We start from the raw sequence: 22,249 nt of genomic DNA, 5'->3' as shown, positions 1-22,249 counted from the left end.
TATAAAATAATAGGAAGATAATTTTTTTATTTAATTTTGCGAAACAAACAAATCTCATACAGTATGGATGAAGAACTGAGAATTATAATAAGCGGCGGTGGAACAGGAGGACATATCTTTCCTGCCATATCCATTGCAAATGCCATTAAAGGAAAAAGACCCGGCACCAAGATATTATTCGTAGGTGCAGAAGGCAGAATGGAGATGCAACGCGTGCCTGCGGCAGGATACGAGATAAAAGGTCTTCCGATATGCGGATTCGACCGCAAGAACATGCTGAAGAACATCTTGGTTCTTTACAGGATCTGGAAAAGCCAGCTGATAGCAAAGAACATCATCCGTAAATTCAGACCGATGGCAGCCGTGGGAGTAGGCGGCTATGCCAGCGGACCCACCTTAAACAAATGTGCGGCAATGGGAATACCCTGCCTTATACAGGAACAGAACTCGTATGCAGGCGTCACCAACAAGCTGCTTGCAAAGAAAGCGACGAAAATATGCGTTGCCTATGAGGGCATGGAAAGGTTCTTTCCCGCCGAGAAAATCATAATGACGGGCAATCCCGTAAGACAGGCTTTACTCGAAACCACAACAAACAAGGAAGATGCAATAAAGAGTTTCGGACTCGACCCTTCAAAAAAGACCATACTGATAGTGGGAGGAAGCCTCGGAGCACGTACCGTAAACGAAAGCGTGATGCAGCATCTTGACCTGATAGAGACATCGGGTGTACAGTTCATCTGGCAGACCGGAAAGTATTATCACAACGAAATAAAGGAACGATTGAAAAGCCACAAGGATATGCCCATGCTGAAAGTGACCGACTTCATATCGGACATGGGAGCCGCATATACGGCAGCCGACTTGGTGATAAGTCGTGCCGGAGCAAGCAGCATATCCGAGTTCTGCCTCATAGGCAAGCCCGTAATACTTGTTCCCTCGCCCAACGTGGCAGAAGATCATCAGACAAAGAACGTCATGGCGCTTGTCAACAAGGATGCGGCGCTATACGTAAAAGACGCCGAGGCTGCCGATGTTGTGATAAAGCTTGCTATCGACACCGTAAAGAACGAAGACAAGCTGAAGTCGCTCAGCACAAACATCAAGAAGCTGGCACTGCCCGATTCTGCCGACATCATTGCCGATGAAGTCATAAAAATGGCAACAGCGAGACATTAAGCACATTCATTACGAGTCATCGAAAAACTTAAACAGCAAATGGAACTTAAAGATATTAAATCCATATATTTTATCGGTGCAGGCGGCATAGGCATGAGCGCCATTGCCCGTTACTTCATGAAAAAAGGCAAAGAAGTTGCCGGATACGACAAGACTCCTTCTAACCTGACACGCCAATTGGAACAAGAGGGAATGAACATTCACTATGACGAGAATATAGACAGTATCCCTCAAACCTGCAAGAACAAGGAAAATACACTCGTGGTATATACTCCCGCCATACCCGAAAGCCACAAGGAACTGGCTTATTTCCGTCAGGAAGGCTTCGATATAGAGAAACGTGCACAAGTGTTGGGCATGCTGACACGCACCCACAAGGGACTTTGTTTTGCCGGAACTCACGGAAAAACAACCACATCAACAATGTGCGCACACATCATGCACCAAAGCAAACACGACTGCAATGCCTTTCTTGGCGGCATATCAAAGAACTACTCTACAAACTATATACTAAGCGAGGATAGCGACTACGTGGTGATTGAGGCAGACGAATTTGACCGTAGCTTCCACCAGTTGCGCCCGTGGATGAGCGTGATAACGTCTACAGATCCCGACCACCTTGACATCTACGGCACCAAAGAGGCTTATCTCGAGAGCTTCCGCCACTACACCACGCTCATACAACCGGGCGGAGCACTCATCGTACACAAAGGTCTTGAAATGAAAGCCGACGTCGACAAAGACGTGAAAACATACGAATACGCGCTGGACGAAGGCGACTTCCATGCCGAGAACATAAAAATAGGCAACGGTAAAATCACCTTCGACTTCATCTCACCTATAGAAAACGTTACAGATATAGAGCTTGGACACCCCATACCGATAAACATCGAGAACGGCGTTGCAGCAATGGCAATGGCACAGTTGGCAGGATGTACGGCAGAGGAACTGCGTAACGGAATGAAGACATACCGTGGAGTAGACAGGCGGTTTGACTTCAAAATAAACAATGAGAACATTGTTTTTCTTAGCGACTACGCACATCATCCAAAAGAAATATACCAAAGTGCCAAAAGCATACGCGAACTTTATAAAAACAAGAAAATAACGGCAATATTCCAACCGCATCTCTATACAAGGACACGCGACTTCTATAAAGACTTTGCCGACAGCCTCAGCTTGCTGGACAGAGTGGTGCTTTGCGATATCTACCCTGCCCGCGAAGAACCCATTCCGGGAGTTTCGTCACAACTGATACTTGACAATCTGAAGCCGGGAGTGGAGAAAAGACTGGTCAAGAAAGAAGATATTCTTGACTTTGTAGCCACCGACAACTTTGAAGTGCTGTTGGTATTGGGTGCCGGCGACCTTGACAATTACGTTCCACAAATAGCAGAAATACTCTTAAACAAATACAAGTAAATGCGCATCAACGTAAAGAAATCAATAATAATAACACTTGATATAATCCTTGCCGTTTATATCATACTTGCCATGACATCGTTCAACAACCCGGACGAGACGGCAAGGGTATGCACAAAAGTATCGATAAACATAGAGGATGACAGCGCAAACGGATTTCTTAGCGTAAACGAAATAAAGAAGATTTTGCAACGCCGACATCTGTATCCGCTCAACAAGATGATGTCCGATGTCAATCCCCGGGAAATAGAAGAACTTCTCAAATCGAGTCCGTTTGTAAACGAAGTGCAGTGCTACAAGACCCAAGACAACAACGTCCATATCAGCGTTACACAGCGACTTCCTATCATACGAATAAAGAACATACGGGGAGAGGACTACTATCTTGATGACAAAGGCGGCATAATGCCTAACTCCAAATATACCTCCGACCTGATAATTGCAACCGGATATATAAATAAGAATTACGCAAAAAGCACCCTTTCGTATCTTGCCAAAGCACTTATGGCGAGCGACTTGTGGAAGAACCAGATTGTACAGATAAATGTTCTGCCCGATCTCGGAATAGAGCTTGTTCCGCGAGTAGGAGAACATGTAGTGTTCATGGGCTATCTGCCACAACACGGCAACAGATCAAAAAGAGAACAGGAAATCACGGATTTCGTAAACAAGAAGATGAAACGACTCGAAAAGTTCTATAAGTACGGACTGTCACAAGCCGGCTGGAACAAGTATCCGTATATCAACATAGAGTTCGACAATCAGATAATATGCAAGAAAAGAGAACAGTAAACAGAATAAATATATAATTGTATGGCAGCAAAAGAATTTATAGTAGCAATCGAGCTTGGTTCATCCAAGATGACCGGAATAGCAGGAAAGAAGAACGTAGACGGAAGTATTTCCGTACTTGCCGTAGTAAAAGAAGACTCATCATCATTCATACGAAAAGGTATAATATTCAATATAGACAAGACAGTACAGTGCATATCAAACATTGTAAAGAAACTGTCGAACAATCTCAAGACCGAAATATCACAGGTATATGTAGGCGTTGGCGGTCAGTCGATACGCAGTATCAAAAATGTAATAATAAAAGATCTGCCCGAGAACACCATTGTCACACAGGACATGGTGAACGAACTGATGGACACCAACCGCAATATGATATATCAGGATCAGGAAATTCTGGATGCCGCCACACAAGAATATAAAGTCGGAAACCAGTTACAGTCAGACCCGGTGGGCATACAGTGCTCACGCCTTGAAGGCAATTTCCTCAACATCCTGTGGCGTAAATCGTTCTACCACAACCTCAACAACTGCTTCGACCATGCCAATGTGGCAATTGCCGAGATGTATCTTGCACCGCTCGCCATGGCAGACAATGTCCTGACCGACGCCGAGAAACGTTCCGGTTGTGTACTTGTAGACCTTGGAGCCGACACCACCACCGTATCCGTTTATTACAAAAACATACTTCGCCACCTTGCCGTAATACCGCTCGGAGGCAGCAATATCACCAAGGATATCGCTTCGCTTCAGATGGAGGAAAGTGCAGCCGAGAACATGAAGATAAAATACGGATGCGCTTATACGGACAACAACGATATCGACAATACGCTTATGTTGCCGATAGACACAGACCGCAGCATCGAAAGCCGCAAGTTCATAGAGATTGTCGAAGGAAGGTTGCTCGAGATAATAGAGAACGTCTGGTCACAGGTTCCGGGCGAATACGCAGACAGACTGTTAGGTGGCATCATCCTTACCGGCGGCGGCTCGAACATGAAGAATATCGAAACCGCATTCCGCAACCACACTCACATAGACAAAATACGCATCGCCAAATTTGTGACACACACCATAACATCAAACAATCCCGAAATAACAGCACACAACGGAATGATGAACACCATTCTCGGACTGCTTGCCAAGGGAGACATGAACTGTGCCGGACAGGAGGTAACTCAAAACGGTGACCTTTTCAACGCTGAACAGAAACAGGGCACCACACCAAAGACAGGCGACCTGCACCAGAACCCCAGACGTCCCGACGAGCTCGGAAGCGGTATCGTTCTCACTGCGGCAGAAAAGGCGGCGGCAGAAGAGAAGAGACGTAAGGAGGCAGAAGAGGCTGCACGCATAGAAGAAGAAAGACTCAAGAAAGAGGAGGAAGAGAAAAAGAAAAAGAGCATGGGAAATGTCGGCAAGAAAGTGAAGAACTTCATATTCGGACTCCTCAAAGAACCGGAAGACGAATAACAGCAACCCCATACACGGCATATTAAACGACAACAATATAAAGAATACAGATATGGACAACAACTATAAGAAAAACGACATACTCGATTTCGGCGAACCCGAAAAGGAAAACAGCATAATAAAAGTCATCGGTGTGGGTGGCGGAGGCGGCAATGCCGTTAACCACATGTACCGCGAAGGCATACACGACGTATCGTTCGTGCTCTGCAACACCGACAACCAGGCACTCAACGACTCTCCCGTTCCCGTACACCTGCAGCTCGGCAAAGAAGGACTCGGAGCCGGAAACAAGCCAGCCAAAGCACGTCAGGCAGCGGAAGAGAGCCTTGACGACATAAAGAACATGCTGTCCGACGGCACCCGCATGACATTCATCACTGCCGGCATGGGCGGCGGCACCGGCACGGGAGCAGCTCCGGTGATAGCCCGTATATCAAAAGAAATGGGCATACTTACCGTCGGCATCGTGACAATACCTTTCCGTTTCGAGGGTGACCGCAAGATAGACCAGGCTCTCGACGGCGTTGAGGAAATGTCAAAACATGTCGATGCACTGCTTGTCATCAACAACGAAAGGCTCCGCGAGATTTATCCCGAGCTGACGGTTCTCGATGCTTTCGGCAAGGCAGACGACACTTTGAGCGTGGCTGCAAAGAGCATTGCAGAGATAATAACCGTTCACGGACTCATCAACCTTGACTTCAACGATGTGAAAACCGTACTCAAAGACGGCGGCGTTGCCATAATGAGTACAGGATACGGAGAAGGCGAAGGACGCGTAAAGAAGGCTATCGACGACGCTCTCAACTCACCGTTGCTCAACGACAACGATGTCTTCAACTCCAAAAAGATACTACTCAGCATCTCTTTCTGCGGACAGAAAGACGGCAAAGACTCGCTCATGATGGAGGAAATGAACGACGTAAACGACTTCATGGCAAAGTTCGGCGGCGACTTCGAGATAAAATGGGGACTTGCCACCGACCCCGAACTGGGCAAGAAAGTGAAAGTGACAATCCTTGCAACTGGCTTCGGTATAACCAATGTGGACGGCATGGACAACCATATAAAGCGTCATACACAGGAAGAAGCAAACCGCATTGCAGAGGCACAGGAAAAGGAGGCACAGCGCATAGAACGCCGCAGCCACTACTATGACAAGGGCGACCACAACAAGAAATACAAGCGCCGCCCGCACATATTCATATTCAGACAGGAAGATCTTGACAACGATGACGTCATCTCGGCAGTCGAATCCACTCCCACATACAACCGCACACGCCAGATACTCGACGAAATACGCAATCAGGCAACAGGCGAAACAAAGAAAGAAGAGGAAGAGAACAACGTGCAAGGAGTAATAAGTTTTCTTTAATACAAGGTTATAAACACTGCATATATCAGTGTTCCTACGTTGAAACAAGCAACGGAGACGAAACAAAAATATATACAATAAGAATTAAAAACAACAGTCATGGCACTATTCGATCAGATAAGCAACGACATCAAAGAAGCAATGAAAGCGCGCGACAAGGTACGACTTGAAACACTGCGCAACATCAAGAAAGTATTCATCGAGGCAAAGACAGCTCCCGGAGCGGACGATACACTTGAGGACGCCGACGCGTTGAAGATACTCTCCAAACTCGCAAAACAGGGTAAGGACGCAGCTGTAACCTTCGTGACACAAAACCGTCAGGACCTTGCAGACAACGAATTGGAACAGGTGAAGGTAATAGAGGAATATCTTCCCAAACAGATGAGCGAGGAAGAAATAAAACAGGCTGTAAAGGAAATAATCGCCGCCACCGGAGCTACAAGCATGAAAGACATGGGTAAAGTGATGGGAACGGCAAGTAAACAGCTTGCCGGCAAGGCAGACGGAAAAATCATATCAGGCATCGTAAAGAAACTGCTTGCCTGATCTAAGGTATCAATATTAAACACAGCGCCCCGTAAACAGAATTTGTTTACGGGGCGCAACGTTTTATCCGGTACAGCCCTTACGGGCTATATTCACTTCAATCACACCGTTTGACGCATACAACGCCACGGTCTTTACATATTGTCGGAAAAACAAAATAATTTCTTACACTTTTTAAAAATCGTGCTCTCTATATTTGCGATATTTCAGAATAAAAATATTCCGGGCGTAAATATCGCGAAAATGCGCGTGCAACGGCAAGACATTATATCACAACGCATTATGTGATATGCAGCAAAAATGTGCAATAAAAGATAGTATCTTAAATGAGAAAATACGCCACTTTCGTATAGAAATCAGGCAACTTTCGTGTGGTAAGTGTGGCACTTTAGGATGCAAAATGCCGCATATCGGAGTCTGAAATGCCACGTTTTGCATTGCAAAAGACGGTCTTTTGCATAAAGACACACGTCCCGAGGTGTTTTTTGACACGTGCGTTGCACGTTCCGAAACGTAGTTGAGGAAAAATCACGGCACTTTTTTGAAATCACAATGACACGTGAATGGCGATATGGCTTTCATTTTGTCAGATTTCAGGCGACAGGTTTTGAGACAGCCGCTTAGCCGTTTCCGGTTTGAAATTTTGAAGTTTTAGATTGCACACTAATAACATTAAAAATTTCACCATGTCGCGTTTTTTTCGTATATTTGCATGTTAATTATTTCTTAATCAAGACATGGCAGAAAATAAGATAAACGAAAACAACTATTCCGCCAGTAACATCCAGGTGCTCGAAGGTCTCGAGGCGGTGCGCAAGCGCCCTGCGATGTACATAGGCGACATAAGCGAGAAAGGTCTGCACCACTTAGTAAACGAGACAGTGGACAACTCTATAGACGAGGCAATGGCAGGCTACTGCACGCACATAGAAGTCACCATAAACGAAGATAACTCGATAACCGTCCAGGATAACGGTCGAGGCATACCTGTAGACGAACACAAGAAACTGCACAAGTCGGCACTCGAGGTGGTAATGACCGTGCTGCATGCCGGAGGAAAATTCGACAAAGGGTCGTACAAGGTATCGGGCGGACTGCACGGTGTCGGCGTGAGCTGTGTCAACGCCCTGTCCACACACATGATGTCGCAGGTGTTCCGCGACGGAAAGATTTACCAGCAGGAATACGAAAAAGGTAAGCCGCTATACCCGGTGAAGGTTGTAGGCGAAACCGAGTTAAGGGGTACACGCCAGCAGTTCTGGCCCGACCCGACGATATTCACCACTACCGAATACAAATACGAGATAATAGCAAAACGTATGCGCGAGTTGGCATATCTCAATGCAGGCATACACATCACGCTGACCGATATGCGCCCCGATGAGGAGGGAAAGACAAGGACCGAGGTATTCCACGCCAAGGACGGACTGAAAGAGTTTGTACGCTATGTGGACCGCCACCGTACCCACCTGTTTGACGACGTGATATATCTGAAGACCGAAAAGCAGAATATCCCCATAGAAGTTGCCGTGATGTACAACAACGACTATTCGGAGAACATACACTCATACGTAAACAACATCAATACCATCGAAGGCGGTACGCATCTTGTAGGTTTCCGCATGGCGCTCACACGCACGCTTAAGAAATATGCCGATAACGACCCGGCAATATCCAAGCAGATAGAAAAGGCGAAGATTGAGATTGCCGGCGAAGACTTTCGCGAGGGGCTTACAGCTGTCATATCCATAAAGGTGGCAGAGCCGCAGTTCGAAGGACAGACAAAGACAAAGTTGGGAAACAGCGAGGTGACAGGCGCCGTACAGCAGGCTGTGGCGGAAGCCCTTACATACTATCTCGAGGAACATCCGAAAGAGGCAAAGATGATATGCGACAAGGTGATACTTGCCGCAACGGCACGAATAGCGGCACGCAAGGCACGCGAGAGCGTACAGCGCAAGAACCCGATGACGGGTGGCGGACTGCCGGGCAAACTTGCCGACTGTTCGAACAAGGACCCGAAAGAGTGCGAGATATTCCTCGTCGAGGGAGACTCTGCCGGTGGTTCTGCCAAACAGGGACGCGATCGATACACACAGGCGATACTTCCGCTGCGCGGAAAAATCCTCAATGTTGAGAAAGTAATGTGGCACAAAGTGTTCGAGAGCGAGTCGGTAATGAACATCATACAGAGCATCGGCGTACGCTTCGGCGTTGAAGGCGAGGGCGACAAAGAAGCCAACATCGACAAGCTGCGCTACGACAAGATAATAATAATGACCGACGCCGATGTCGATGGCTCGCACATCGACACGCTGATAATGACTCTTTTCTACCGGTTCATGCCACGCGTGATACAGGAGGGACACCTCTATATAGCAACACCTCCGCTGTATCTGTGCACATACAAGAACCGCGTGAAGGAATACTGCTATACCGACCAGCAGCGACAGGCTTTCCTCGACAAGTACGGAAACGGCGTGGAAGACGGCAAGAGCATACACACGCAGCGCTACAAAGGTCTTGGAGAAATGAACCCCGAGCAGCTTTGGGAAACGACAATGGACCCGAAGACACGACTGCTGAAACAGGTCACAATAGAAAACGCCGCCGAGGCAGACGAGATATTCTCAATGCTCATGGGCGACGATGTGGAACCGAGACGGCAGTTCATCGAACAAAACGCGACATACGCAAACATCGACGCATAACAAACAGGCATCCGGAAGCCGTCGAAAGACGCTTCCGGATATTTTTTAATCAAACTCCAAGAGTCAGCATCCACAATGAACGGCAACATAACGGAAATATCCATATCCGAAATGAAGAAACTGTATAACGGCAGTTATATAGACGATGACATAATGGTCTTCAACGAGATAGGATCCTTACCGCTGCCAAACGAGCCGCGGCGCATGAAGTGTATACTGCTCGCCCTGTGCCGGCACGGTAAAGTACAATATTCCGTGGACACGGAAGAGCGTATGGTTGCCGCAAACGACGTTATCATAATAAGCGAAGGACAGGTAATAGACAACTACATGCTGAGCAACGATCTGAGTGGAATAGCTATCCTTATATCGCAGAATTTCTTCAGCGAGATAATAAAAGACATACACGGCATATCATCCCTGTTCCTCTTCTCACGCAGTCATCCGGTATTCGGACTGCGCCAGGATGAGGTCGGCAATCTCATGACTTACTTCGACCTGATATGGAATAAGATGAATGACAACGAGCATCATTTCCGCAAAGATGTGGTCCGTTCGCTCATAGCCACCATGATTTACGACCTTAGCCAGGTTATATACCGCATACAACAGCAGAAAAACAAAAGGTCGGGCAGAGCCGAATCGATATTCACCGAATTTATAAAACTGGTGGAACAGAACTTCAGACACGAACGCAGGGTGAGTCATTATGCCACCCGTCTGTGCATAACCCCCAAGTATCTTTCGGAAACAGTAAAGCAGGTCAGTCACCGCACACCTAACGAATGGATAGACAATTACGTGGCTCTGGAGATACGGGTAATGCTCAAGAACACCACAAAAAGCATAAAGGAAATAGCCGAAGAAATGAACTTTCCCAACCAGTCTTTCCTCGGGCGCTTCTTCAAAGAGCATGTGGGAATGTCGCCTTCGGAATACAGGAAGAGTTAAGAATGAGGTTAATTAAGAATTAAGACGTAAGTTCCGAACAATTATATTTAAATATATCCGCCCCTGTTGGAACAAATTCTTGTATTTGTCCGCACGCCTCATAGAGGCGTTATTTGCTGCATACACACGTATAAAACAGATGAAACAATAAAGATATTCGTATTGAATATTTTTAATTTATTGTGCAAACGCCTCTTCGATGCGTGCGGACAAATATAAGAAAAATGTCCCTAAATGAAAGGAATACAACGCAATACAAATACCAAAAAACAACAAACGTCACCCTCGCAACATACCGGAAAACATCCGACAACAAACGAAAACGGGTTGCAACCGACATGGTTACAACCCGTTTATACTTTCAAACAACCGGTAACTATTAACCCAGCTTGTTGATGTGGTTTGCCAGACTTGACTTGATATTGGCTGCCTTGTTCTTGTGAATGATGTTTGTCTTAGCCAACTTGTCAAGCATCTTCTGTACCGAAGGATACATCTTGACTGCTTCTTCCTTGTCTGTCAGAGCGCGCAGCTTACGTACTGCGTTACGCATTGTCTTCGCGTAGTACTTGTTGTGAAGAGTCTTGGTCTTTGTCTGACGAATTCTCTTTACCGATGATTTGTGATTTGCCATTTTGTTCTTTTGATAATTAACTATTATTTTCACTATACGGAACATGCCATACGGCTGCTCCTGAAATCCGGTGCCTTAAAGACACAAAATTAACGTCATCTTTTCCCGCAGCAGGTTCATCCTGCCTTGTTAGCGCATCACTGCGCAGATGACGTTCAACGGAAGTAGTCCCTAGGAGAGTCGAACTCCTCTTTAGAGAATGAAAATCTCTCGTCCTAACCGATAGACGAAGGGACCGTATCGCTACTTTTTGCGGTGCAAAGGTATGACTTTTATTTTATTCTTCCAAATTTTACGGCATATTTTTTCATTATCGTGCACTTTCACGGTGAAAAGAAGCGGTATAAGGATGTGCTACAAGCATGGAATGTAATAAAAGCAGGATTGTTTTTGTATTGTCTTCGGTATGGACTATCTTTGCAGACATGTTGATAAAGACAAAGGCTATAGTGTTGCATTCGTTCAAGTTCGGCGAGTCAAAGATGATAACGGACCTGCTTACGGAGAGTAACGGAAGGCTGTCGTGCATAACACATATATCCGGTTCGGCAAAGGCAAAGGTGAAGAAACAGTTTTTCCAACCGCTGACAATACTCGAAATGGAAATAGACATGCGGCGACAAAAGAATCTGCACACCATAAAGGAGGCAAGGATAAGCGTGCCGTTCTTTTCCATTCCATTCGATGCCTACAAGCTGTCGATAGCTCTTTTTACGGCGGAGTTCCTGTCTCGTGCCACACGTTATGAGCAGTCAGACGCCCTATTATATAAATATGTGGAAAACAGTGTGCGCTGGCTTGACGGCGTGAGCGACAGGTTCAGCAACTTCCATCTTGTCTTCATGATGCGAATGACAAGGTTTGCCGGCTTCTTTCCAAATCTTGACGACTACGTGCCGAACTGCTGTTTTGACATGCGCAACGGCTGTTTCACGCCCTCTCCTCCCCCACACAACGATTTTCTCGGTCCAGAAGAATCTATGAAAATACGCCTGCTCATGCGAATGAACTATGAAACGATGCACCTTTATGCCATGTCGAGGACAGAGCGCAACAGATGTGTGGACGTGATATTGGACTTCTACCGCCTGCATGTTCCCGATTTCAAGGAGATAAAATCGCTTGACGTACTTAAAGAACTGTTCTGAGAAAATGAAGAATGAAGAATAAAGAATGAAGAATTTAAGTTACTTGGGAGTGGTGCTCAAAAATGGTATCAGAAGGAGATAAGGGAAGATAAAAGGATATAAAGGACGTATGCTTTGTTTTGTGTAATAAGAAGACAAAAGGAGATAAAGGATGAATGCCTTGGATTAAACAACCATACATTCATCCTTTATCTCCTTTTTACTTTCGGTTTTCATACTCCTGGTAGGGCTGTACCCTGGTGCAGCCGATATGATTATGAATGATTATTCGCCGTGATTACAATTGATGCAAGCCATACGGTTTCGGATGCTCCGGGGAGCATCCCTACAAATAAACAGGCTCTGTTTTATTATCATTCATCGACAAAGCATTTGTCCTTTATCTCCTTTTATCTTCCCTTATCTCCTTCTATCTCCTCATTATAAATCATAAATTAATATCATCGCTCCTATTTCACGATCTTCTTGCCGCCGATGATATATATGCCGCGCGGAAGGGCGTGCATATCCGTTCCTATATAACGACCGTCAAGACTGTATATGCGCTTGTCAACGGGCTTCGCTGTCGTGTCCGAAGTGATGCCTTTTACTGCCGTGGTGGAAGGAACGAACGCCTTGACCTCATCGAGGAACATGCGCTTGCCTGGCGTAAAGGTTACCGTTACGCTTCCCTGACCTTTTATGGTAACAGTGAACGGAGTCCAGGTATGTGCCTGCATAACCAGTTCCGAAGGGCTTATTGTGGCATTGCCGCTTACCGAAAGGTCGAGCAGTTCGCTGTCCTTGTCCCACGGAGCGGCAAGGAATGTAAATGTTGCCTCACCATTTACAGTGAATGGAGGAGTGGTTACTACACCCGGTTTGCTGCTGTTCCCGAATTTAGCACACCTGTCGGCACCGTATTTGTAAGAAGAAGTCCATCCCCGTTGTCTGAGTTAAATTTTGCATTAGCTACGTTACCGCTCCACAGACCATCGTTACCACCGGATCCGGAACATCCGTCAAACGACTCATAGAACAGGTATTCGGACGGATTGACATCACCGCCGCCACCGCCGTTGCCGCCGGTATCATCATTGGCGATATTGAACGACACCGTGCCGTCGGCATTCTGCGTTATGCCCGTCACCGACTTGTTCATGCGCTTGGTGCCGTCGGTATTGGCATTGTAAAGCGCTGCATGTCTCGTCGAATTTGTTATGCTTGTCGCCGAACCGTAGGGAAAGGCATCGTGATATGCGTAGAAATACTTGTTACCCATATACGACTGATAATTGTATACACCGTCTGCCGGTATTATGGTGCACCTCTGGTGGTTGTTGCCGGAATAAGCGTTTGTGGTGGTGTTCACCTCATTCCAGTCCCACACGTTGGCATCATAGTCCACATGTATTGCTATCAGACCCTTGTCTTCCAGTCCTTCGTCCCATCCTGTGAGCTGACGATTCTCCAAAAGGAAATACTCGTTACGGTTGCCTTCATTATATAATATGTAGGCATCTCCACCCTCACTGTACGGCTTGAGGTTCTTCACCTCCATGTCTTCCGTCAGTTCCACCGGCTGTTTCCAGCCTACAGCCATCTTTTCATAACTGGTATAGCATGCCGGGATAAAGCCGTCGGCATTATAACTGCCGCCGTCCATAAGGCTCCACGAACACATGCCATAGTTCCCGCTGTACTCCGTATCATACATGTCGGGCAGTCCGAAACAATGTGAGAACTCATGGCAGATGGTGCCTATACCGTCTATCTTCTCACCCGAGCCAAGTTCACTGCCGCAGGCATACGAATTGACAAGAATACCGTCGAGCCGCAGTGTAATGCCGGCGCCGTCCTTTAGATACCACGCATGGGGCCATATTGTGTCATCATCATTATAAGAAGCCTCGCCATGACCGGCATAGAGCACGAACACCTGTTCCATCTCGCCGTCGCCGTCCCAATCGTACTGCGTGAAATCCACTTCATTATCCACCATTTTGCATGCCTCCACAATCATCTCTTCGGCACGCACGTCATTGCCGTCGCTGTCATTTGCTCCGTAATAAGCATAATTATGGGGCATTGTAACCGGACCAACAACATCGATATCGAAGTCAAACTGTCCATCACTCTGGTCGCGGAAATAGTCACGCACGCTGCCTTTGAAGCCAAGCGCCGCATTGGAATAGTTGGTTCCGCTGACCACCTGACGGTACAATTCGAGATTATTTGAAGCCTTGAACTTCTTGTCGCTGAACTGTACAAGTATAAGAAGCCCCTTCTTGCTGCCGGTGTAAAGTGGAGCCTTGGATGCCGCCTTTGACTTCCTCATTCTTGAAACCGAACGGGCTTTGGCTGCTGTACGACGGCGCGCCGATGCCTTCTCGGCTATCAACTGCATATCGGCAACCTTGTATCTGCCTGATGTCTTGTCTTCAATATATTTCACTCCGTCCTGAGACTGCCAGAAATGTCCGAACTCATCGCCTCTCAATTCGACCTTTACTTCTGTTCCATCAGCCAGACGAACAGTCTTCCAAACACCGCGCTTTGCGGGAACAGCAAACGCCACTGCCGTAACGGCAAGCAGCGAGAATGTTGTCAATAGTTTTCTCATATAATAATAGTTAAATAGAAATAAGCCTACAAATATACACAAAACATCTGTTTCAAAGAGCATAATTATGCGTTTTTTATAAGGGCGATAGTTGCTATAGATACTATAGAGGCTATAGAAGCTATAAATATTATGGAAGGACTTTGCCGCAAAAACAAAAAAGCCGGCATTGCTGCCGGCTTTATAATAAGATGCATCCCTGTCATCGTAGACACGTGACGGGAGCGATATGTCACTTAATAACAACCTTTCGTGTTGTACCGTCGGCATACTTGATGATGTTCAAGCCCTTCTGCGGACCTTCTATCATCTGACCTGCGGCATTATAACGTGCCACCTCTTCGGCACCGTTGCTGCCTGTCACTGTACCCGCGATGCCTGTAGCATCGGTCAGTTTTGCCTGTGCGACATTGATTACACGACCGGTATTGGCATCGAGCATCATGCAGATAACACTGCAGTTGCTTATTTCGTTCACCTTGGGCATATCGAACACGATGTTTCCCGTATACTCCTGTCCGCCGGTGATGCTTGTCGGCAGATAGCCGGTATAGCCGTAATAAGAAGAACCGGCGATACCACGCACCACATGGTTCTGAGTATAAGGCGCAACAGGATTGCTGCCATACTTGCCGCCCTTGCACCAGTCTTCTATTCCGATAAGGTTTTCCGGACTTTGGTTTGCAAAGTAATTCTCCTGATAACCCATAAGATTGTCTTCGGTAACGATGAGGAACATACCTATGTTCTGCTTGTCCATGTCAAGTGCGAAACTTGCACTGTAAGGCACGGTTATCTTGGATGCGGCCACATCGTATGCTCCGCTTATCGTAAGGTTGGCATCGGCATCGGTCTCAAACTCCTTTGATATAAGATCTGACCAGTTGGTGCCGTCAGGCGAGTTGAACGTATAATAATACTTACCCTCGCGTACTTCATAATACATAGGTGACGATACGTCGCTGCCACGGTTTATCTTCGCCGTCGGGGCGCCGTTCAGTCCGAGGAAATCTGTATACGTAGTCATTCCGCTCTCGTAGATATCGCCGGAGTATGTATGATATGCAGCCATAATAACTTTGTCGCCATAGATGCCCGACAGATGCTCCCATGCAAAATGTCCCTGCGGACAGAACTGACAGCCCATGCCCGTCTTCTCTTCGATGAGCACGCGTTTTACAGGCTGGAATGCAAGGTCCTTGACCGTATATTTCACCTCGTCGCTATATGCACCGAGCTGTGTGGCTATATACATAACGTTCTCCTTACCGACGGTAAGCGGCAGTTTCTTGCTGAATGTAAAGTCGTACTTGTCGTCTTTCTTGAGCGACAGACCGCTTTCCGAAATCTCGTCCACCACGTTCTTCTCTGCATCGAGCAGCTTGATGCTGATGCTATTGAATGTCTCCGTGACAGAGTTTACGATGATGCGTCCGCTGACAGGTGTGCTCTCCTTTGCCACAACCGTTGTTTCGGAGGTCAGCGCAGTGATAAAGCCGTTGTCGCGTACAATCTTTACGTTGTCTACAAACACAAGACTCTGGTCTTCGTTCTCGTTGACAAATGCCACATATATGCTCTTGCCCGCATATTTGTCAAGTTTGAAAGAGAATGCCGTCCAGTCGCCGGCAAGATTCTCATCGCTGTTGCCCGGCAGAACGACCTGATCAAGAACAACCTCGCCTTCTGCACGCATCTTGGCGCAAAGCTCGGCGCTGAGATAGTTGTGCACTGTCTCATCGGCATATACAATGACCTTCAGTTTGTCTTGCTTGTTGCTCCGGAAGCCCTGTGCGTCGAAATCGAGACGACATTTTGCGTCCGGAATATAAACCTGAGGAGTAACCATCCAGTCGTCTGCCTTTCCTGCGGGATCATATCCCGATGTGGAAGCAGCGGCAAAGTCGGTGCTGCCCTCATCACGAACCGGCACCCAGGCATAGGCATCGCCTGCCTTGAAGTCGTATCCCTGCATCTCTGCGTTGGGAGTTTTGCCGTCGCCATCACGCAACATCATGTTTGCCACACCGGTGTTGAAGTCCTCACTGTAGAGATTTTGGTCGTCGGCAACGATAACCCTCTCATAAAGTCCTTCGTAATTTACTGTATACTCCGTTGATGCGTTGTCACCGTTGACATCGGTTACGGCACCTGCCGGAACTACAATCTTATATTTGCTTCCGAGGAAGAGATACTGTGTCGTTGCGGGATAAACCATCACCATCTTAGACTGCTCTGCCTTGGTAGATGTAGCCAGGTTAAGTTCTGCCAAAGGCTCTGTCTCCTCATCGCGGTAGAGCTGTGCCTTTGCTCCTTCAGCCAATTTCACGTCTGTGTCGTATGTAAGCAGAACAGGATTTGTGGTTGCAGAGAGGCGGCTGAGAGAGTTTCCAGCCTCCGGTGTCACCGACACCACCTTTACCGGCGATGCCGCACGTCCCGTGTAGTGGAGCACAATCTGTTCGTTTGTGCGTGACGCGTCTGTCTTCAAAGCCATCATGCCCGCCGGAATAGTCAGCGTATAGTTCTCGCCGGATGCGAGAGAAGTAGAGCGGAAGGTTATCTTCAGCACTTTGTCATTATTGCTCTGTAGAGCTGCCGACACTATTCGTCCGAAGCTGTTGCCGTCTTTGTCGGTGAGCTTTATGTCCGCCGCCTTTCCAAGAAGCTGTATGCTGTAGTTGAAAGCAATCTCAACGGTTCTAAGCGATGTTACGGCTGCTCCGTCGGCAGGTGTCGCCCTATAGTTTTTCAAAAGGTTCACCTTGCGTGCCGCATCGGCAAACGTCTCGTTCATCTTTATGGCATAGCTCTTGTAAGGGTCGGGAAATGCCACCAGCACTTTGCCGTCGCCCGACACGCCAATACATGTACCGGTGTTGTCATAACCGGTCTTTACGTAATAGTCTATGCCATAGCGCATACTCAGAAGGTCGTCGAGCGGATACCAGAAACCGTCTACAAAGATATACAGGGTGCGTACCGGTGAAACTTCGGAAGAGGGACTACCGTACATCACACCATTGTTGTCAACTGTAATGAAAGAGTAGTTCTGACCTGTAGCGTCATTGTACAACTTGTATTCGCCTGTATCCATGTTGTATGTAAACGGGCAACGGTACTCGTCGGCAGCGGTATAAACAACAGCCGAACCGGCAAAGAACTTACCGTTGGGGCTGAAAGTGCCCTCAGCCACATAGGCATTGTCAAACACAGAAGTGCCGTCATCCTTGAAGCCGGGACGTATACATGATTTCTTTTCGCGGTCGTATATAAAGTTCACAGTATTCCATGTATAAGATAAGTCACCTACACCGCTGATGTAACGACCGTCGGCGGTGATGCTTGTAAACCTCATCTGTTTGAAATCCTCGCCGGCAGAGCCTTTGACAGGTATACCCGGAGTATCAAGCAGTTCACCGGTGGTGAGGTCATACAGCAACGGCGACTCGTTCCAATCCAAGGTCGCCCTACCCACGGCATATCTGCCGTCGGGAGTGACACTTTCCAGAAAGCCGCCGCTCCAGCCTATCGGCAAATCCAACATCTTCCAACCGCCGTCCTTTGTCCATGTTGCAGGCATGCCTTTATATTCGCCCACAACCATTCCGTCGTCTGTAACATCGCTTGCCATACAGTAAAGTGGTGTTGTCTCATCGTTCTCCAGTCCAATTGCCGTAACCTCGCCGGTCTCTATGTTTATAAGCCGGGAGTTCGTTGACATGGAGGAGTTGGAGACAGCCGAGCCGAACGACACAGCCCACTTACCGTTGTCTGACACCGTTTTTATACACGATTGGTCTTTAAAGTCGTAAGCGGTTATTGTCGGCGGAGCCACCTCTTGAGCAGATACATTGACAAACACGAGCATGCCAATGATGCAAAAAATAAGTTTCTTAATATCCATATTTTTCATTGTACATAAGTTAAGAAAGATTTAAGGTTGCGGAGCGACTGTCCCGCAACCTTAAATTACATTAGTCACAAATTATTTCTTGATAACCACCTTCTTGCCGTCGATGATGTAAAGACCGCTGTTGAGAGTCTTCACGGCAGCAGCATCGGCATTGCAAAGAACGTTTGTTCCATTGATAGTGTAAACGTCTACCTTACCGCCGGCATTGGCTACAATGTTGTCAATGCCTGTAGCATTTTCTATAATATAGGTGATGACAATGTCTTTGGTGAAGGTGTCGGTCTCGTCGTTACCATATACCGAACCGGCAGGGATTGTAAGGGTATAAGTACCTGCGGCATTGATGGCACCGCCTTCAAGAACAACATTCACCTCATTCCATCCGGTACCCCACTCATAGTGTGCGGCGTATGTGTTGCTCTTGTCATCTGTCAACACCGGAGAAGTACCATCGGCGAAATTAGCTGTCTCGCGTCCTTCTGCCGTCAACACTATTGTTGCAGGTATCTCCGTCACTGTGCCACCGGCGGGGTTGACCGCAATAACGAGTTCTTCCTTCGGCTCTGCTATCTCATAGTATATAACCATGGCCTCGTTAAGGTCATTGCCACTTTCGCCAAGTGAGAAGAATCCGGCGGGAACAGTAACCTCGTAATTACCGGCTGCAGTAATAGGCTCAGTCAGTTCCACCCTTACATTGGTAACATCGAAGAAATCTTCCGGAAGCTTGACATCATCTTTTGTGAACGATGCAACCTCGGTACGCGACGCTTTATTATAAATGGTAATCTTGTCATCGTTACCGCTATTCCAGTTGACGTTGATACCCGGTTCGTAAGTGAATACGATCTTGTCAATGCTCTCAAGAGTTGATTCGCTTTCAGGAGTAACTGTTATCTTTACACCCGTTGCAGCCTTAACCTCATAGTAAACAGATGTAGCCTTGCTTGCATAGCTTGAGAATTCTTCTCCGAGTACAAAGAATCCTGCCGGAATTTCAACCGTATAGTTACCGGCAGCGGTAATCGGTTCGTCAAACACTACACAAAGTTTATCAGTGGTGTCTTCACCTTCCGGACGTTTCAGTTCGCCTTGCTTAATCTCCTTCACCAACTGACGGTCGCACCAGATGTTTATCTTCCCGCCATCATAGCTGACATTGATACCGCCGTTATAAGAGAAAGTTATCTTGTCGATGCTTTCAAGAACAGACTCGCTTGCAGGCTCTACTGTGAAGTCTGGCTTGTTGAAATCGCAAGAGAAAGGAATGGTGAGCCATGTATTGTCTTCCGAACCCATAGACGAGGCATCCGGAGCCTTGTTGATTGCATGATGTTCTTTGTCTTCCGCAAACACATTGAGGTCGAATGCGTCGAACTGATTGAGAACTGATGGAGCCAATGTCACTACCCATTGTTTGTCGTCACTACCCTGTACGGCTTCAAAAGCACAATCTGCCGAAGAACCCATACCGGTGTTGATTACAGCTTTTTTCACTGTAGCAGGACCGCTGAATTCGAGAGTATAGGTGTTCTGATCCTTGCTTACCAATGGATATGGCTTGCTGATATGGTTCAGCAGAGTAACGTCACTGTAGACATACGGAGTCTCCGTACCGGTAAACGTAAATGTTGCGGTACCTATGTTAGGAGCTTTACCACCGCGAGAATCATCCTCGGTAGTCCATGCTTTCAGTGTAAAAGTATAGGTCTTGCCAGCCAGGAACTTTGTTGCAGCACCACGTATTGTAATATCAAATGACGATGCATTCGGAGTTTGATAACTGTTTTTTATGTAAGGGGATTCCGGTTCGTCGATAGACCACGTTATATAACCTACTTCTTTGTTTAACGTGATGGTTGCAATTGCATTGCGTGCAATAGTCCCTATCTGACCGTTAACCATCTCCACATCACCGCTTTCCGTTTTCAGCACCGCGCTGATAATCTGCAGTTCATCGGCAGCAACAGCCTTTCCCGTACAGTCGAATGTTCCGGATAGCGATTCGGGAACAACTCCGCTTGGAGTCTCAACACCGGCAAGCGAAACCGTAACCTTGCTGTTTGCATCGATGCTCACGTTAGGAACAGGGATTGTGATGATTTTAGCGGTTGCCTCGTCCGGATCATCTGTTATGGTGAGCGCCTTTGCCTCGACAACAGCTGTCTTGTCTGTGCCATTGTCTTTATATGCAAACTCAACACCTGTAAATGTAGCCTTGTCACCGTCCTCTTTCAACCATAGTTCTATGTTCTTGGTGTCTGAGTTTATGGCGTCGCCGTCAACAACAGCCCAGTCGGCAACCGGGTCGTATGCAATATCTTTATAGTTGAAGTTAAATCCATAAGTGCCTATAGTACCCTGACCTGCTGAATAAGCATAATTGCCATTGACATCTTTCACGCCACGAACCAAGAGGTTAATGGTTGAATACGTTGTTGTAACACCCGGCAACATATCGGCAGGGCGACGAAGCTTGCCCTTGAGGTTTAACGCAACCGTATTACCAAGAATGTTGGGGGGGGTAATATCCTCCTCATAATATTCCGATGCTTCGGAATCACCGACAGGCTCCGCACTACCGTATTGCAACTTTACTGCTTCGATAGACCCTACCTCGCCGCTGAACGTAAGCATAATCATGCCTGTGGCATCCGATGACATATAATATGACTTAAAGTCATTAACAGGAGTCTCGCTCGCCGGAGTATTGGTGCTTGACACAAGCATCAGAGATTTTGGACCGACCTTATAGGCAAGTTCGAGTACGCCATCTCCATTATATAATGTATTCTTGTCTGAAGCGGCAGAGATACCGGTGAATTTAATCTTAATATCATCGCCTTCCTTTATCGAACCGTCATTATACCATGTCACAAGCTGGTTTTTGATATCCACACCAGCGTATGCCAGAGTGACCATTACTTCAGGATTGACAGTCAGGCTGCCGCATGTCATGGTACATCCGCCTACACGCACCGACTGATTGAAAGCCAAGTCGACTTTTCCAGTCACTGCGTTTATCACACTGCCTTCTTTCGGAGAGCATGACTTCAGCTCAACCGGTTCTGCACCACCGGTAATGAACTTGAAAGTGGCAGTACCGCCATTCATTACAAAATTGTTTCCTACATAATAGGTCTTGCCTGCCTGACATTCAAACGTATAGGCTATATTTCCATAATCACCGTTGAAAGCCGGGCTTATGCTCTCATCTATTGTTCCAAATGTCTCATCGGTATAGACCGAATAAGAGTCTACTCCCCCAAGTTTGAACGTACCTGCGGAAGGTGCTGTAAACTTGGCATAGAAGCCTTTATACTTGACTACCTCATAGGTAGCACCGTCTTCCAACACATACGGGTCTTCCTTTGTGCCGGCACCCACTGCCGATGCCGTGGTACTTCCGCACCACAGAAACAGCAATGTCAACATAAGTACATGGAACGTGTACCCCACATACCTGTGTAAAGTCTTGTTTTGTTTCATAATTAAAC

The 22,249-nt window shown here is 47.0% G+C and carries 14 protein-coding genes and 1 tRNA gene; 9 read left to right on the top strand and 6 right to left on the bottom strand.

From position 1 onward, the window contains the following. Positions 1-63 precede the first annotated feature (63 nt). The 8 genes from murG to HPS54_RS00710 all read left to right on the top strand — a co-directional run bounded on the left by murG (position 64) and on the right by HPS54_RS00710 (position 10,452). Complete coding sequence (murG, locus tag HPS54_RS00745; protein ID WP_172343583.1) at positions 64-1,179, top strand: undecaprenyldiphospho-muramoylpentapeptide beta-N-acetylglucosaminyltransferase; 1,116 nt, start codon at positions 64-66, stop codon at positions 1,177-1,179. 39 nt (positions 1,180-1,218) lie between these two features. Continuing rightward, positions 1,219-2,601 carry a UDP-N-acetylmuramate--L-alanine ligase gene (gene murC / locus HPS54_RS00740; protein ID WP_172343582.1) on the top strand — a complete coding sequence of 461 codons (1,383 nt, stop codon included), beginning with the start codon at positions 1,219-1,221 and terminating at the stop codon, positions 2,599-2,601. Then, on the top strand, positions 2,602-3,393 hold the full coding sequence (locus tag HPS54_RS00735; RefSeq protein ID WP_172343581.1) for a cell division protein FtsQ/DivIB: 792 nt from the start codon (positions 2,602-2,604) through the stop codon (positions 3,391-3,393). It abuts the gene before it with no gap. 21 nt (positions 3,394-3,414) lie between these two features. Beyond that, a complete protein-coding gene (gene ftsA / locus HPS54_RS00730) occupies positions 3,415-4,866 on the top strand; it encodes a cell division protein FtsA (protein ID WP_172343580.1) in 1,452 nt (483 codons plus the stop codon). 52 nt (positions 4,867-4,918) lie between these two features. Then, positions 4,919-6,241 (top strand): cell division protein FtsZ, encoded by a 1,323-nt coding sequence (ftsZ, locus tag HPS54_RS00725; RefSeq protein WP_172343579.1) that lies wholly within the window; start codon positions 4,919-4,921, stop codon positions 6,239-6,241. Between the two features lie 99 nt (positions 6,242-6,340). After that, positions 6,341-6,790 carry a GatB/YqeY domain-containing protein gene (locus HPS54_RS00720; protein ID WP_172343578.1) on the top strand — a complete coding sequence of 150 codons (450 nt, stop codon included), beginning with the start codon at positions 6,341-6,343 and terminating at the stop codon, positions 6,788-6,790. 737 nt (positions 6,791-7,527) lie between these two features. Continuing rightward, entirely contained in the window at positions 7,528-9,501 is a 1,974-nt protein-coding gene (gyrB, locus tag HPS54_RS00715) for a DNA topoisomerase (ATP-hydrolyzing) subunit B (protein WP_172343577.1), read from the top strand. A 75-nt stretch (positions 9,502-9,576) separates the two neighbouring features. Further along, the gene (locus tag HPS54_RS00710; RefSeq protein ID WP_172343576.1) at positions 9,577-10,452 is read left to right on the top strand and encodes an AraC family transcriptional regulator; all 876 of its coding nucleotides are present in this window, start codon (positions 9,577-9,579) and stop codon (positions 10,450-10,452) included. Positions 10,453-10,831: 379 nt separating this feature from the next. Here the strand turns inward: HPS54_RS00710 and rpsT are convergent, their stop codons facing one another. Both rpsT and HPS54_RS00700 read right to left on the bottom strand, forming a co-directional pair. Continuing rightward, positions 10,832-11,086, bottom strand: coding sequence for a 30S ribosomal protein S20 (gene rpsT, locus HPS54_RS00705; protein WP_172343575.1), 255 nt, complete (start codon positions 11,084-11,086; stop codon positions 10,832-10,834). A gap of 165 nt (positions 11,087-11,251) precedes the next feature. Next, positions 11,252-11,323, bottom strand: a tRNA-Glu gene (locus HPS54_RS00700). Positions 11,324-11,511: 188 nt separating this feature from the next. Here HPS54_RS00700 and recO point away from each other — a divergent pair. Further along, on the top strand, positions 11,512-12,234 hold the full coding sequence (gene recO, locus HPS54_RS00695; protein WP_172343742.1) for a DNA repair protein RecO: 723 nt from the start codon (positions 11,512-11,514) through the stop codon (positions 12,232-12,234). 449 nt (positions 12,235-12,683) lie between these two features. Here the strand turns inward: recO and HPS54_RS00690 are convergent, their stop codons facing one another. The 4 genes from HPS54_RS00690 to HPS54_RS00675 form a co-directional block, all read right to left on the bottom strand. Beyond that, complete coding sequence (locus HPS54_RS00690) at positions 12,684-12,953, bottom strand: hypothetical protein (RefSeq protein ID WP_172343574.1); 270 nt, start codon at positions 12,951-12,953, stop codon at positions 12,684-12,686. 131 nt (positions 12,954-13,084) lie between these two features. Next, positions 13,085-14,836, bottom strand: a complete 1,752-nt coding sequence (locus tag HPS54_RS00685; RefSeq protein ID WP_172343573.1) for a M6 family metalloprotease domain-containing protein — start codon at positions 14,834-14,836, stop codon at positions 13,085-13,087. A 232-nt stretch (positions 14,837-15,068) separates the two neighbouring features. Further along, entirely contained in the window at positions 15,069-18,743 is a 3,675-nt protein-coding gene (locus HPS54_RS00680) for a choice-of-anchor J domain-containing protein (RefSeq protein ID WP_172343572.1), read from the bottom strand. A gap of 81 nt (positions 18,744-18,824) precedes the next feature. Then, positions 18,825-22,241 (bottom strand): hypothetical protein, encoded by a 3,417-nt coding sequence (locus tag HPS54_RS00675; RefSeq protein ID WP_172343571.1) that lies wholly within the window; start codon positions 22,239-22,241, stop codon positions 18,825-18,827. Between the last annotated feature and the right edge of the window lie 8 nt (positions 22,242-22,249).

Origin of the sequence: Xylanibacter caecicola (genome assembly GCF_013166515.1) — a bacterium.
GTDB lineage: Bacteria > Bacteroidota > Bacteroidia > Bacteroidales > Bacteroidaceae > Prevotella > Prevotella caecicola.
The sequence above is the reverse complement of the archived record's forward strand: the minus strand, read 5'-3'. Positions and strand labels throughout refer to the sequence as shown.

Bases quoted from the DNA above. Each gene is read 5' to 3' on its own strand.
- HPS54_RS00735 (WP_172343581.1), top strand. From the start codon at position 2,602: ATGCGCATCAACGTAAAGAAATCAATAATAATAACACTTGATATAATC.
- HPS54_RS00720 (WP_172343578.1), top strand. From the start codon at position 6,341: ATGGCACTATTCGATCAGATAAGCAACGACATCAAAGAAGCAATGAAA.
- HPS54_RS00685 (WP_172343573.1), bottom strand. From the start codon at position 14,836: ATGAGAAAACTATTGACAACATTCTCGCTGCTTGCCGTTACGGCAGTG.
- HPS54_RS00690 (WP_172343574.1), bottom strand. From the start codon at position 12,953: ATGCAGGCACATACCTGGACTCCGTTCACTGTTACCATAAAAGGTCAG.
- HPS54_RS00675 (WP_172343571.1), bottom strand. From the start codon at position 22,241: ATGAAACAAAACAAGACTTTACACAGGTATGTGGGGTACACGTTCCAT.
- ftsZ (WP_172343579.1), top strand. From the start codon at position 4,919: ATGGACAACAACTATAAGAAAAACGACATACTCGATTTCGGCGAACCC.
- gyrB (WP_172343577.1), top strand. From the start codon at position 7,528: ATGGCAGAAAATAAGATAAACGAAAACAACTATTCCGCCAGTAACATC.
- HPS54_RS00710 (WP_172343576.1), top strand. From the start codon at position 9,577: ATGAACGGCAACATAACGGAAATATCCATATCCGAAATGAAGAAACTG.
- murG (WP_172343583.1), top strand. From the start codon at position 64: ATGGATGAAGAACTGAGAATTATAATAAGCGGCGGTGGAACAGGAGGA.
- HPS54_RS00680 (WP_172343572.1), bottom strand. From the start codon at position 18,743: ATGGATATTAAGAAACTTATTTTTTGCATCATTGGCATGCTCGTGTTT.
- murC (WP_172343582.1), top strand. From the start codon at position 1,219: ATGGAACTTAAAGATATTAAATCCATATATTTTATCGGTGCAGGCGGC.
- recO (WP_172343742.1), top strand. From the start codon at position 11,512: ATGTTGATAAAGACAAAGGCTATAGTGTTGCATTCGTTCAAGTTCGGC.
- rpsT (WP_172343575.1), bottom strand. From the start codon at position 11,086: ATGGCAAATCACAAATCATCGGTAAAGAGAATTCGTCAGACAAAGACC.
- ftsA (WP_172343580.1), top strand. From the start codon at position 3,415: ATGGCAGCAAAAGAATTTATAGTAGCAATCGAGCTTGGTTCATCCAAG.